The following is a 14,067-nucleotide window of genomic DNA, read 5'->3' on the forward strand; positions in this document are numbered from 1 at the left end:
AATAGTATCCCCTTTATATAAATAGTTGATTAAATTTTTTTATAACCAATACCACATTACTGATTAAAACTTACCTAGCTCTAACACGGTTTCAGCAGTGACCGTATTGCCTTTATAGGTTTGAACCGTGACGTAATATTCATGACCACTACCACCAGAGCAAGGCGGCATATACGCCCCTTCTTTGTCCCAGCCAGCACCGCGATGCTCTCCAATTATCTCAAACCCTTTTGGCATCTCATAACTGTGTCCAGCCACAATCGGCAACTGAACCGTAGTTGAGCCTTTTGGTAGGGTGTAATTCATAATGCCATGGCCACCATTGTTCATTTTTTTAGAGTCGCGGTCACTGTAGACTAACACTACGCTGTCTGACCCTGCCGGAATATCAGATACGCTCAGCTTGGGTGTGCCTGGATTGACCCCATCAAATTTTTGGCACTGTTGCCCCTTGGGTATCGTTGCTCCATCCCATTTGCTGTCCACAAAATTTACATCGAGCGCAAAGGCGTAAGAAGACGTGGTTAGTAACGTCAGTAAAGATAGGTGTTTGATAATACTTTTTGATCGAACAAGTGATTGAATAGAAGTCGACATCGTAAGGTTCCTGATAGCTGGTTAGACTGAATAGGTGAAAAATCTCTTATAAAAATACTAGGGCGTGTTGAACTTAATTAACTAACTATGCGCTTATTCTTCTGAATTCGAGCTATTCTCACCTGGTGTAAAACCACCAAACGCATTGCGTAACTCATGAGTAATTTTGGCAAGTTGCGTCGCATTTTCAGACCCTATCGCCTCATATATTTCTTGATCTAATTCGCGCCATACTTCATAAATCTGTGTTAATAAACCTTTCCCGTGCTTGGAAAGCTTGAGGATGTTACTGCGCAGCTCATGCTCATCGACACGTCTTTCGATTAAACCCGCTGTCAATAAACGTGCTGTCATCGTGCTCATGCTTGCAGCAGACAATCCAAACTCGTCAGCCAATTGCACTTGTGATGCTTGCCCCATTCTTCCGAGTGCATCTAACACGCGTGCTTGACGCGGCATAATCTCTAAAGGGGTCAGTTTGGTACGCAGACGCTCTTCGATGAGATGACCACAATGCAAAAAAAAGTGAAACTGATAAGGTTGATTAGGCATATTAGATATCATTTAGTTAGCATGTTAATTGTTAGTATACTAACAATATGATGCTATTGTGAAATAATTCTACTGCAAAGAATAACGTTAATTTGCATAGCACCTTATACATATGCTTCATAAATGAAGTGTTATTTAGATTACATACACTAAATTATAAGCAATTATAACGGCATCTAAAATTGTGGAAGTTAAAGAAAGGTAACGATATGGTCAGCTATCCGTAATTTTGATCAAATAGTCCCCTCTGTATCAAAAATGGAAAATATTTAAAGTTGTCATAATAGCAACTTATTGTTGGCTAAAAACACCCCAAACCTATTGGAAATACAACGGCTTTAAACTTATACTTTAGTATTTTTCGACTTAGAAGGAGTGAGAGATGCAGTTTTTAGGGATGATAAGTCAGCAATTGAGTCGATTTACAGCATTGGTTATTATTTTGGCAGCGGCAGTGACATTTATAGAGCCTGCGACTTTTTCTTGGGTGACAGGCGATACCCAAGTCATTGTGCTGGGTGTCATCATGCTAGCAATGGGTATGACGTTAGGCAAAGAAGATTACAAAGTATTGGCCAAGCGCCCACTAGATATTTTTATTGGTTCTATCATTCAATATACCGTGATGCCAATATTGGCCATTGGCGTGGCTCGCCTTTTTGATCTCTCACCCGGCTTGACACTGGGTTTGGTCTTAGTCGGCACTTGTCCAGGTGGTGTGTCTTCGAACATCATGAGTTATCTGGCTAAAGGTGATGTGGCGTTTTCAGTAGGTATGACCACTGTCTCGACCATCATTGCGCCTTTAGTAACGCCACTTTGGTTGAACTATCTGGTGGGTCAATCAGTCGAAATGGATGGCTGGGGCATGTTCCGCTTTATGCTTCTAGTGACGTTGTTACCAGTCGCTATTGGTTCTATGCTAAATATTTTATTTCACAACAAGCACTGGTTTAATGATGTACGTGCCATTATGCCAGGCGTTGCTGTCTTGGCTTTTGCCGCTATCGTCGGTGGCGTTGCGGCCGTATTTGGCAGTCAGTTTTTACAATCAGGATTGGTCGTCATTTTAGCCATTGCCGTACACAATATCATCGGCTATGTATTGGGCTACTACTCAGGCGCACTCTTTGGTATGAATAAAGCCAAAAAACGCACCATATCTATTGAGGTTGGTGTACAAAATGCAGGTTTAGCCACAGGTCTAAGTACCAAGTTTTTCCCTGGTAATGCAGAATCAGCCATCGCTGCTGCCGTTGCTTGTATCTGGCATTCTGTATCCGGCTCTGTATTGGCAAATATCTTTGCTTGGTGGGATAAACGTCAGCAAGCAAAGTCCCCTACTACTATCGATGCGGAAGCCATCGTAGATCTTGGTAAACCCATCAAAAATAGTTAATATTGAAAAAGGTAAGACTGAAAGCACTACGCTAGGGCCTGTCATCCATCTTTCTGATATAAAGACCCACAATCTATATGATGATACGCCCTAGATTATTGGCTACTAGCCAGCTACTTCAAGAGCAATACCCTTGATCGCAACTTCATATCTTAAAGCAAATTTATTAAACGACAGTTAATTCATTTTGAAGTACTGTCGTAGAGTTAATGTGAGTTATTTGACAACTTTGATAAATTCTAAATGCATTTCGCGAGAAAAATTTATACCAGTAGCACATTAGTTTTGCTATGGTTAATGTGGTAAATTGCTTGGACAGTCAAAATAATAAAAGCAGCCAATGAATACCCGTCAATAACAATATATTAAAATCATGATTTTCATATATTGCCAACCCATTTAATGAGAAGGTTAATGATGACTATAGATAATAACGTATTACGTGAGCGCATCAGCTTATTAGGATCATTTTTAGGCGATGCGATTTCTCGCCAAACTGGCGAAAAAACAATTCATACGATTGAAACTCTACGCAAAGGTTTTATTCAACAACGCCGCGAGCCTAACGAAGAAAATAAGCAGCAGCTCATCGACTTCATTGCCTCTCTAGACAATCAAACCTTAAAAAATGTTATTCGTAGCTTTTCTATCTATTTTTTCCTAGCCAATCTAAGTGAAGAGAACTACTTACGTGAGCAACGCCACGCTCAACGCATGCAGTCAGAACATAGCTGGGAAGGCTCGTTCCGTCGTACGCTACTTGAGTGCCGTGAGCGCAATATCGAACCTGCCCAAATGCAAGAGCTGATTGATCAGCTAAAATTCATCCCAGTGTTCACCGCCCATCCTACCGAAGCTCGTCGCCGCACGACGATGAACATGTTACAAAGCCTATTCACACACAGCGATGCGCTAAACAATCTGGATAAAAACAGTGTCGCTTACGAGCAGGCAAAAGACCAAACCGCACAAACGATTGACTTGTTATGGTCATCTGATGAAGTGCGTACCCGTAAGCCACTGGTCTATGATGAAATCAATAATGGACTGCACTACTTTAATGCCAGTTTGTTTAATGCCATTCCTAAAGTGTATCGCAATATTAAAAAAGCCATCATCGATATCTACCCAGAGCTGACAGATTATCCGTTACCTGCATTTATTAGCTTTGGCTCTTGGATCGGTGGCGACAGAGATGGCAATCCTTTTGTGACTTTTGAAACCACAGAACGTGCTGTATTGATGCATGCAGACACGGTGTTGCGCCACTATCAAGTATTGATCAAAAAACTGCGCCGCCAGCTCATTCACAGTGATACGATCGTGACAGTCGAGCCTGAGGTGTATGCCAAAATCAAAAGTTATGATGAACTCGATCAGCGAGTATTTGACTACAATCTCGATGATTACAGCAACGAGCCTTATCGTCGACTGCTCTCTATCATCCTGACTAAAGTCAAAGCCACCAATCGCCGTATTCAAAGCAAAGGTACGGATATCGAGGCCGAAAAAGATGCGTATTCCAACCCAGAAGCGTTACTAGAAGACTTACGCATTATCCGTCATAGCGTGAATACTCATGACACAGCACATGCAGATGGGTTATTGCTCGATGTCGTTCGTCTGGTCAAAACCTGCGGCTTTCATTTGGCAGCGCTCGATATCCGTCAGGAGTCGTCTTATCATAGCGAAGTCATTGCTGATATTTTTGCCAGTGCCTCTAACCTACCAGACTATCAAGCGCTCAGTGAAGTAGAGCGTCGAGAGTGGCTGACACGCTTGCTAGAAAAACCGGGCACACCGCTCATTTATACTGACAACCTAGCAGACAAAACACGCGAGCAGTTAGCGCTGATGAATTCAGTCGCCACCCTACGCAAATTGGTTGGTCAAGACACATTTGGTAGTTACGTCATTTCAATGACTAATAATGCCAGTCAGCTACTAGAAGTGTTGCTATTAATGCGGTTTGCAGGTTTATGTACGATTGATGCTGACGGTCAATTGTCTGCTGACCTACCTGTCGCACCGTTGTTTGAGACCATCGAAGATCTTAAAAACATCGATAAAATCTTGCCTGCCGTGTTAGATAATCCGCTGTATCGTGGACTGCTACAGAATACCGATAATACGCAAGAGATCATGTTGGGTTACTCAGACTCATCGAAAGATGGCGGCATCATCACCTCGGCGTGGCAGCTTTATAGTGCACAGCAAACCATCAACCATATCGCTGAGCAATATGGCATAAAAACACGACTGTTCCATGGTCGCGGCGGATCGGTGAGCCGTGGTGGTGGGTCAACGCATAATGCCATCGCTGCACAGCCCGCTGGCACGCTACATGGTCAGATTAAAGTGACTGAACAAGGCGAAGTGCTATATGCTAAGTATGCCAATACTGACACCGCTGTGTTTGAGCTGACCATGGGTATCACGGGCACACTCAAAGCCTGCTCGTCCAGATTTGTGGTGCAACCTACTGAGTTACCAAATTACGAAGCGCTGTTTGCACGCTTAGCAGACGCAGGTGAACAACGCTATCGCGAGCTGACCGATCATACCGAAGGGTTTTATAAATTCTACTCCGAGGTCACCCCTGTACAAGAAATCTCTCTATTAAACATTGGATCACGTCCAGCCCATCGCAAAAAAGGCCTACCAAGTAAAACCACCTTGCGAGCGATTCCTTGGGTGTTTGGCTGGTCATTGGCACGCTTTACCCTACCTGCTTGGTATGGCGTCGGTAGTGCGTTAGATAGCGTCAAAAAAGACGAAGCATTGATGAAAGAGATGAATAAGCACTGGCCATTTTTTAGCGTGTTTATCAGTAATATCGAAATGGCCTTTACCAAAGCCAATATGAATATTGCCGAGGCTTATAGCCAACTGTGTGATGATGAGCCGTTACGCGAAAAAATCATGACAGCGGTCACCGATGAACACACGCTGACCAATTCAGGCTTAAACTCTCTGCTTGAACAAGACTCTTTATTATCCAATCAGCAAAACCTTGCTTCATCCCTGCAATGGCGTGACGCTTATCTAGACCCGATTAACTATATACAGATTGAGCTGTTGAAGCGTGCTAGACAAGCAGATGGATCAGATAATATAGCCAGCAGCGAGCTGAATAACTTGCAAGTTGAAGACCCATTAATCCGTAGTATTAATGCACTGGCAGCGGGTTTACGTAATACTGGTTAAGAGCAGCTGTGGGACAAATTAAACACTTCTACCAATTGAGGTTTCGTTCGCGAAGCCTCAATTTTTTTAAAACCCTTCAGAAAACAGCTTACTAGATCTCAATCGCAGTTTAGTACTGTGTTGATTGATATTACCTATTAGGTGATTCGTAATTCAGTGTTTGAATAACCGATCCTAACAAGATACCGTAAAATATATTTTTACTTCATGTATATGTAGGGTCTGCTCCAATGGAAACGCCTCAAGCAACACCATCTCTAGACATCGCAGCAAATGACTATCAAATAGAATCAATTGCGCTCATTGACCGCGCCATTCAAATACGCTGGAATGATGGTGTCGACAGCACCTATCACTATATCTGGCTGCGTGATAACTGCCCATCGGCTTTCCATCCCCAAACTGGCGAGCGTAGCTTTGATTTACTGAGTATCTCAAAAGATATCCATCCACTATCTGTCTCTTTTGATGAGACAACGCTGACGATTGAATGGTCAGAACAAGCGCATATCAGCTACTTTGAACAAAGCTGGTTACGTGAGTTTGGTTATTCTAGCGCATTGGCCAAGGACCATAGCAGTCCTTATGAAAGTTGGGATGGCACGTTTATTGACCACATCCCCATGTATGACCAGCAGAGCATCATGACCAGTGACAGCGCTTTATATGAGTGGATGAGTGCGCTGGATAAATATGGACTTACCATTATTGATAATATGCCAGATGACTCTGATGCTGGTGTGCAGACAGCCATGCGAGTTGATTATTTACGGCAGACCAATTTTGGCATGACCTTTGATGTGATATCAGAAAAGTCACCGATTAATTTGGCTTATACCTCGCTCTCATTACCTTTGCATACCGACTTGCCAAATCAGGAACTGCCTCCAGGCTATCAATTTTTGCATTTTTTGAGTAATGAAAGCATAGGCGGTGAATCTACTTTCGTAGATGGGTTAAAGGTGTTAGAAGGGTTACGAAAAGAGCAGCCTGAGTATTTTCGCTTGCTTGCAGAATATGCCATCCCCTTTCGTTTTCATGACAGCGCCCATGATATCCGTGAGCACCACCCCGTCATCAATCTAGACAACTTTGGCAATATTGTCGAAATCAAATACAATGCGCATCTTGCAGATGTTTTTGATTTGCCAAGCGATATTATGTACGACTACTATCTCGCTTATCGAGAGCTGATGGCTCGACTAAAAGACAATCGCTATAAAATTGAGTTAAAACTAGCAGCTGGTCAAATGGTGGTTTTTGATAACCGCCGAGTCCTGCATGGGCGTAATGCCTTTGATGAAAACGTCGGTGAGCGTCGTCTCAAAGGCTGTTATGTTGACCGCTCAGAATTTAAAAGTCGCTTAAGAACGCTTAAAAAGCAACTGGCTTAACACGACCCACAGGCTAACTGATGCTGTGATTGTGATTGTAATATAAAGAGCAAGAGCATCATTGTTTGGCTCAGTGTCTGTTGATGACTCTAAGCTGCTTCCTTCATGTTCTTTCATTAAAAGTATAAGTGCTAACTCAAGTAGCTTTACGGCCTTTCACAAATAACACCATGCTAATGATGACGCTCAACACGCTACACATAATAAACACGTTATGTGCGCTGCCCGGCATGTACTCCATAAATGATGTGAAGAACTGACCCGAAAACACTGCCATCGTAAAATAGGATAAGTTACGGCCACGTACGTTAGCAGCGCTCAACTCGACTGTCATGTGGTTCAACAACGGAATACTAAAACCAAAGCCAATGCCGATCAATAGCGCGCCTAATACTAATAGCAAGGTGCTGGTTTGCGTAAAGCAAATATACGATAACGCAAATGCTAAAAATGCCAATGCCAATACTTTGGGTTCATTTAACCATTTGATTATTTTGGGCATAAAGCCTGCGGTAACGACAGCAACCAAAGAGATAAAGGCCAATAGTTGACCGATTTGTGATTCGTTATAGCTCAACTCATGCATGGTGATGGGTAATAACACGGTTGAGGTGAAAAAGATGGTCATCGCTAAGGTTGAGATAAGATAAACATTTTTTAGAGATAGGCCACTAATGACGGTTTTGCTATCGTCTTCAGCAATCTGTGTATTCTCTGCTGTAGCGGCATGATGCCGTGGTACAAACAGTAATAGCATGGCCAAAAATACCCACGCCATTAAATAAATCGATAGCGGTAATGCCCAGAACTGTGAGGCCAGCAACCCACCTAAAAATAAGAATATGACCCCACCCAGCTCTACTGCCATGCCTTGTTTAGCAATCATCTTTAGGCGTGCTTCACCCTGATACCACGTAGAGATTAATACCGTACAACTCGCCATGACAACCGATGTTATACCGCCCAATAAAAACCGATTGCTAAACACCTGTGCTGGCCCATGTAAAAGATAAGCACTGGCACCTGCAAGCCCGTATAAAAACAAACCGATTATTAAGAGCTTATACGCCCCATATTTATCGATTAACTTGCCAGCCAGTGGCGCAAATACCACCGCACCCAATGACGGCAAGGTGATTAATAGCACGCTGTTGTCGGTAATGCCCAAGCCTGCCGAAATGCTGACCAAGCCAGGTGCCAGTAACGTGCCGACCATAATGGTCAAACTGGCAATACACAGTAAGGTAAAACTACCTGCGGTTTTTAATTGGTTCATATGTGTCCCTAGTCGTTTCGATATCCATGTACGAATATAACTGTACTGATATCACTTATTTTTTGGCGAATGAATTGAATATTGCGCTGATGATGATAAAGACGATGCTGACCACCACTACTCCTGGCCATTGGTATAAGGCAAAGGCTTTGACACCCGCCATAGACCCCAATGCCCCACCTGTGTAGTAACCCAACATATAAATACCGTTGATGCGGCTTTGAGCTGCCGGATCGATACTAAAAACGCGAACCTGATTGGCCACTTGCGCACTGAATACAGCAAAATCGATTAAAATAATACCGACAATCAGCGATACCAAACTACCTGCGAACAATCCTGTAATAGCGAAGCCTGTGGCAGCTAATGCCAACGCAATCATTACTAAGGTTTTAGAACCCAATTTATTGACCCATTTGCCAGAGGATTTAGCCCCTATCACGCCTGCCAGCGCAATCACACCAAATAGTCCTGCTTGCTGTGCATTGTAATTAAAAGGCGCATCGCTGACATAAATCGCCAGTGTTGCCCACAGTACGTTGAATGAGGCAAACCAAAATGCGCCTGCAAGGGTGAATTTTTGCAGGGATTTGTGTTTTATAAACAGTGCCAAGCTACTTTTGATAAGCGGAAAGTAACGCAGTGTGGTTTGCGGGGTGTTGGTTGGCAAAAATACCCGCAGTAATATCCCAAAGATAGCGGCAAGCGCTGCAGACATCACAAACACGCTGCGCCAACCGAATTGCTCCCCTACAAACCCACTTAATGTTCTAGATAGCAGAATACCTATGGTCAAACCCATCATGAGAGTACCAAGGGTTGCACCTTTGTTTTCAGGAGATACCATGGATGCGGCAAACGGAATGAGCTGCTGGGTAATATTGGCGCTGACACCAATCAAAAACACCGATAGCAGCAGTACAGGTAAACTGGGTGATATCGCTGCAAAAACACAAGCTGCTACTAATAAGCACGACAGAATACCAATCAGGCGTCTACGCGCAATCGAATCGCCCAATGGTGAGAGGAACAGTAAAGCAAAGGCATAACCAAACTGCGTCAATGCCGGAATACTGCCCAGTTGTGAGTCGGTCAAATCAAATTCATGGCCAATGAGCGGTAAAATCGGCTGATTGTAATAAAGGTTGGCGGCGGTTGCGGCAATCGCGGCGGTCATTAACAGTAGAATAAATCTGCTTAACGACTGGCTTGACGATTGGTTTAGTGCTGGTACTGGCTTATCCATTGTTATCTCGGCTTAATAAATCATGCCGCAAGTATAGAGCCTATCAAACCATAACAAAAATGATAGTATATGATTGAATCCATACAAATACTGTATAGATAAAAAACTAAGATTGAGCAAGATTTTGATGAAAGATATTAATAAAAGGGATTGATGATATGGATATAAAAACACTCAAAAGCTTTATGGCAGTGGCCAAGCACCAGAGCTTTTCGGAAGCAGCGCGTGAGCTGTATACCGTACAACCTGCCATCAGTCGCCATATCTCATCGTTAGAGACAGAATTGGGTGTTGTTCTGTTTAACCGTACTTCTCGTGAAGTGACTATCACACCCGCTGGCGAGCAACTATTGAAAGACGCCGCTGTTATTTTGAGCTTAGCAGAGCAAGCGAAGACACAAGTTAAACGAGCCCATGACGGACAGGTAGGTACGCTCAATATTGCGCATTTAAGCTCAGCATGTCTGACCTTCATGGCCACATTGGTACGCAGTTATAAAGAAAAATTTCCGCACGTGCATGTGTCCTTGTTTGAGATGACGGTGACCGAACAGATAGAAGCGTTTAATAATGACCGCATCGATATTGGTTTTTCTAGGCCATTGCCAAGCGCTATTGCTAATGACTTTGTTAGCCACAGTATTTATATCGATAAATTAGTGGCGATTGTGAACCAGAGCCATGCATTGGCCGATCAACAAACCATTGACTTGGCGCAGCTGAAAGATGATAAGTTTATTATTTTTAACCGTGATGAAGCGGTTGGTCTATTTGATGAAACCATCATGCTATGTAAACAAGCTGGGTTTTCGCCCAATATTATCAGTCAACCCAAGCACATGCAGACATTGGTAACCGAAGTAGCTGCAGGCTTAGGCGTGGCGATTGCGCCTTATTGCGTACGCAAACTGTATAGCGAGGGCTGTCACTTTATGATGCTAAACAATGTCAGCACACACATACCCGTGCATATCCAATACAAGCAGACCAATAACAGTGCAACGGCTGCCGCTTTCGTAGCGGTTGCATTAAACGCAACAGATGACATACAGCAAAGCATGGCATATTAAACCCACAAAAAAGCCCCATTCGTCTGGTTTATAGAAAAATGGGGCTTAATACTATTCACATATCAACATACAAGCTCAAAGGTTACTCATTATATCTTTAGCACTGAACAGAGTTACCAATACGAGAACCATCAACTCGCAGAAACAGGTACTTTGCGAATCAACCATAAGAAATATGCGCCACCAATAATAGCCGCCACAGTACCCGCAGGCAGCTCATAAGGAAAGATAACATAACGCCCAATCCAATCTGCTATCACCATCACACCTGCACCGAGCAAGGCGGCTAATGGCAATTGACGCTCAATCTTTATCGCACCTAGCGACGTCGCCAAATGTGGCACCATCAAGCCAATAAAGCTCAGTGGCCCGACAGCCAAAGTACTGGCCGTACTCAGTGCCGCTACCAATACCAACAATGCAAGGGTCACGGGCTTGACGGCGACGCCCAAATTACGAGCTACGCCTGTACCCAAACCGAGGATACGCAAAGGTTTTATCACCAGCAAACTTAGTGCAAACAGAATAAAGGCAATCGCAATAAGATACCAAACCGTACTAGGCTGGGCGCTATAGGTCGTTCCTGATAGCCAGCTAAGCATCGCTTCTAGACGCGGATCGCCAGATATCTTCACCATATGCATCACCCCATCCATCATGGCAGCGATCCCAATACCGACCAATAATAGATAGCCTGAACTTACTCGACGTGCCAGCCAAATAACCAATAGCAACACCGCCATGGCACCAGACAATCCTGAGATAAGCAACGTACCCGCACCTGCGGACAGCCCCAAACTAGGCAGCAGCAAAAACCCTAAAATAACGCCAAGCGCAGCGCCCGAGCTGACCCCCAATACTTCTGGGCTCGCCATTGGATTGCGCGTGAGCGTTTGTAATAGTACACCAGCGATAGCAAGCATTAGACCCGTTGCCGCCGCGCTCAAACTGCGAGGCAGTCGATATTGCTGAGTAATGGCCCAGTCGGTACTGAATACCCAGCCATTGATATCTTGGACGAACAAACATGCCAACGCGATGAGTGCAACCACGCCAATACCCCAGCGCCATAATACGACCGGCTTATCCTTACCGGTAATCATTGGGGTTACCGTCTCTATCTGCTCACGGCGCTGACGCAAAATCAGCCAGATAATTAACGGAGCACCGAGGATGCCCGTCATTGCACCTGCTGGAATCTGCATGTCAAGTATAGGCTCTAGCAATAACGCAACATTACTGGTCAGCCATAGTAATAGCGCACCCAATACGAAGGCGATGACTAAACGCTTGCTAATAGAAGAAATACCCAACGCATTGACCAGACTAGCAGCACCCAATCCGATAAAGCCAATCAGCCCAACTTCACTCACGACCAATGCAGTTACGATAGCGACGAGCAACACCACTAGCGCGCGAATACTATTAATAGGTACGCCTAAACGCTTGGCTTGCAAGTCATCTAAGCTCATCAGCGTCAGTGGTTTTAACAGTGGCAGGCATACGACCAACATCACAACTGCGGTTATCGATAGCGTCGTACTGGTATGCCAGCTATTCTGTGCCAAAAACCCTGCAGCCCATGACAACATACCATTGCTGCGCTCAGCGAAAAATAACACCAAGACATTGGCCACCGCAGCGAGTAAGATATTTACCACTAAGCCTGCAAGTATTAAAATCAACGGGTTAAAGCGACTGGGCGCTGACAAGGCAAATACCAAGCCCATACTGATAATCGCACCGACAAACGCCACATAAATACCACCATAAATTGCCAAGCTTGGCAAAAACAGGGTCACGATTAGCATGGCCAGTTGCGCACCCACACCCACACCCAAAGTGGTGTCTGATGCCAATGGGTTTTTGACCAATTGCTGGAGTAAAATACTGACGACCCCAAGCAGTCCACCTGCCAATATTGCCACGATACTGGTTGCGACCAAGTGCAGCTGTGTCGCCATACTGGCAATATCCAGCTGTGAGCTTGGCATCAACAGATCACCAATCGGTCGTGTCCATTCTTGCACGATTAACGTCCAACCACTCCATAGTGACAAGGCCAGAAGCACAATGAACATGCTCCATAGTCGCCATGAGCTAGCAGAGGCATCTGACCGAGGTGACTCTGGAGATGGGGGTAATGGATTTGTTGGATTTTTCGTGTTCTTTAACGGCTTAGACAACGAAGGCGATGAAAGTGAGGACATAGAATCAACATTATTAGTAGTATTGTCAGCAGGCAGGTTATGAGGATGCTCGGCGGTATGGATGCTCATGAGGCTGCACCACCTTTTAGTGTGACATTTGATAAATTATTTGCCAAACCGACCAGTGATGCCATACCGCCATAGATCCATACTGGCGGTAACTCGCCCACACAACGATCATGACCATAGCTTAGACGCTGCCATATCAAACTGTCATCAATCTCAGCACGCGTGATTGGACTCAAAGGATTAATAATCAATAAGCAAGTATCATTATCTAACGTAGCCAAATCACCCATACGTATTGGCACAAAACCCCATTGATTGCCCTTACCTAACACATCAAGCTCTTTGCCCATGTGCGCTAATGCAGGCTGAAACAAACTGTTTGCCACATACATACGCATATTATTGGCATCAGCAAACTGAACCACAGCGAATTTTTTTACATTTGGATAGCGCTGTTGTAGCCGTTCACCAGCAATACCTATGTCGTCATTACTTTTTGCAATATAATCTTCAGCCAATTTTGGCTCGTTAATCAGCTTACCTAATTTGCGAGTTGGCTCAGTATAATCGGCCCATGTCGCAGTATCCCCTTTGGCTGCGAACATCACAGATTCAGCAGGGACATCACCATATAAATTGCGGGCATGTTGATAAAATGAATTGTCTACAACCAAATCAACTGGCAACTGCGCTACCAACTCGGCATTAGGCTGATAACGAATACCCAAATCAATCGTCGCTGGCGGTAATGTCGGCGTCCCTACCCATCTGTCCCATACTCTCACATCGCCCGTGGCAATCGGTGGATAGCCCATCGCCGTCAAGGTTGCTGCGTTGCCCCAATCAGGCGAGGCAATATTAATTTTCACATGCGGCGCGCCGTCTACCTGAGCAGCTGTTTGAGCAGTTGCCTGAACATCTTTTTGCTCAGTCACTGGCTCCTGACACGCAGTTAGCATAGTGGTTAATGCCAAGCTGACGACAAGAGACAACCGCTTTAGTCGCACCTTTGGAGAGTCTGGTGAGCAGTTTCTGATTGACGGTTTGATAGCATTTATTGAGATATTTTTTGAGATATTATTTTTATAAAGAGCAGGGAACATAGCG

At 44.4% G+C, this 14,067-nt stretch carries 10 protein-coding genes; 4 read left to right on the forward strand and 6 right to left on the reverse strand.

Going from position 1 to position 14,067, the window contains the following annotated elements; genetic code table 11:
- Nucleotides 1–63 precede the first annotated feature (63 nt).
- The gene (locus tag JMW61_RS12085) at nt 64–597 is read right to left on the reverse strand and encodes a hypothetical protein (protein WP_201551598.1); all 534 of its coding nucleotides are present in this window, start codon (nt 595–597) and stop codon (nt 64–66) included.
- Between the two features lie 93 nt (nt 598–690).
- Nucleotides 691–1,149, reverse strand: coding sequence for a MarR family winged helix-turn-helix transcriptional regulator (locus JMW61_RS12090; protein WP_201551600.1), 459 nt, complete (start codon nt 1,147–1,149; stop codon nt 691–693).
- 382 nt (nt 1,150–1,531) lie between these two features.
- Between JMW61_RS12090 and JMW61_RS12095 the strand changes: the two genes are divergently transcribed.
- The 3 genes from JMW61_RS12095 to JMW61_RS12105 all read left to right on the forward strand — a co-directional run bounded on the left by JMW61_RS12095 (nt 1,532) and on the right by JMW61_RS12105 (nt 7,149).
- Nucleotides 1,532–2,548: a bile acid:sodium symporter family protein gene (locus JMW61_RS12095; protein ID WP_194196379.1), complete on the forward strand. Its 1,017-nt coding sequence runs from the start codon at nt 1,532–1,534 to the stop codon at nt 2,546–2,548.
- 417 nt (nt 2,549–2,965) lie between these two features.
- Complete coding sequence (gene ppc, locus JMW61_RS12100) at nt 2,966–5,755, forward strand: phosphoenolpyruvate carboxylase (protein ID WP_201551942.1); 2,790 nt, start codon at nt 2,966–2,968, stop codon at nt 5,753–5,755.
- A 230-nt stretch (nt 5,756–5,985) separates the two neighbouring features.
- Nucleotides 5,986–7,149, forward strand: a complete 1,164-nt coding sequence (locus JMW61_RS12105; protein WP_201551608.1) for a TauD/TfdA family dioxygenase — start codon at nt 5,986–5,988, stop codon at nt 7,147–7,149.
- A 136-nt stretch (nt 7,150–7,285) separates the two neighbouring features.
- Here the strand turns inward: JMW61_RS12105 and JMW61_RS12110 are convergent, their stop codons facing one another.
- Both JMW61_RS12110 and JMW61_RS12115 read right to left on the reverse strand, forming a co-directional pair.
- Nucleotides 7,286–8,425 (reverse strand): MFS transporter, encoded by a 1,140-nt coding sequence (locus JMW61_RS12110; protein ID WP_201551610.1) that lies wholly within the window; start codon nt 8,423–8,425, stop codon nt 7,286–7,288.
- A gap of 55 nt (nt 8,426–8,480) precedes the next feature.
- Nucleotides 8,481–9,671 carry an MFS transporter gene (locus JMW61_RS12115; RefSeq protein ID WP_201551612.1) on the reverse strand — a complete coding sequence of 397 codons (1,191 nt, stop codon included), beginning with the start codon at nt 9,669–9,671 and terminating at the stop codon, nt 8,481–8,483.
- Between the two features lie 158 nt (nt 9,672–9,829).
- On the opposite strand from JMW61_RS12115, the gene JMW61_RS12120 reads away from it, so the two are divergent.
- Nucleotides 9,830–10,741, forward strand: a complete 912-nt coding sequence (locus JMW61_RS12120) for a LysR family transcriptional regulator (RefSeq protein WP_201551614.1) — start codon at nt 9,830–9,832, stop codon at nt 10,739–10,741.
- Between the two features lie 131 nt (nt 10,742–10,872).
- Here JMW61_RS12120 and fhuB read toward each other — a convergent pair whose 3' ends face one another.
- Nucleotides 10,873–13,020: a Fe(3+)-hydroxamate ABC transporter permease FhuB gene (gene fhuB / locus JMW61_RS12125; RefSeq protein WP_227687459.1), complete on the reverse strand. Its 2,148-nt coding sequence runs from the start codon at nt 13,018–13,020 to the stop codon at nt 10,873–10,875.
- The gene (locus tag JMW61_RS12130; protein ID WP_227687460.1) at nt 13,017–14,063 is read right to left on the reverse strand and encodes an ABC transporter substrate-binding protein; all 1,047 of its coding nucleotides are present in this window, start codon (nt 14,061–14,063) and stop codon (nt 13,017–13,019) included. The genes fhuB and JMW61_RS12130 overlap by 4 nt, the downstream gene beginning before the upstream one ends.
- Nucleotides 14,064–14,067: the final 4 nt, after the last annotated feature.

It is taken from the genome of Psychrobacter fjordensis, assembly GCF_904845995.1.
Taxonomy (GTDB): Bacteria; Pseudomonadota; Gammaproteobacteria; order Pseudomonadales; family Moraxellaceae; genus Psychrobacter; species Psychrobacter fjordensis.

What these genes read in the sequence shown, in the direction of transcription:
- ppc (WP_201551942.1), top strand. Translation starts at nt 2,966, where the DNA reads ATGACTATAGATAATAACGTATTACGTGAGCGCATCAGCTTATTAGGA.
- JMW61_RS12085 (WP_201551598.1), bottom strand. Translation starts at nt 597, where the DNA reads ATGTCGACTTCTATTCAATCACTTGTTCGATCAAAAAGTATTATCAAA.
- JMW61_RS12095 (WP_194196379.1), top strand. Translation starts at nt 1,532, where the DNA reads ATGCAGTTTTTAGGGATGATAAGTCAGCAATTGAGTCGATTTACAGCA.
- JMW61_RS12090 (WP_201551600.1), bottom strand. Translation starts at nt 1,149, where the DNA reads ATGCCTAATCAACCTTATCAGTTTCACTTTTTTTTGCATTGTGGTCAT.
- JMW61_RS12105 (WP_201551608.1), top strand. Translation starts at nt 5,986, where the DNA reads ATGGAAACGCCTCAAGCAACACCATCTCTAGACATCGCAGCAAATGAC.
- JMW61_RS12130 (WP_227687460.1), bottom strand. Translation starts at nt 14,063, where the DNA reads ATGTTCCCTGCTCTTTATAAAAATAATATCTCAAAAAATATCTCAATA.
- JMW61_RS12110 (WP_201551610.1), bottom strand. Translation starts at nt 8,425, where the DNA reads ATGAACCAATTAAAAACCGCAGGTAGTTTTACCTTACTGTGTATTGCC.
- fhuB (WP_227687459.1), bottom strand. Translation starts at nt 13,020, where the DNA reads ATGAGCATCCATACCGCCGAGCATCCTCATAACCTGCCTGCTGACAAT.
- JMW61_RS12115 (WP_201551612.1), bottom strand. Translation starts at nt 9,671, where the DNA reads ATGGATAAGCCAGTACCAGCACTAAACCAATCGTCAAGCCAGTCGTTA.
- JMW61_RS12120 (WP_201551614.1), top strand. Translation starts at nt 9,830, where the DNA reads ATGGATATAAAAACACTCAAAAGCTTTATGGCAGTGGCCAAGCACCAG.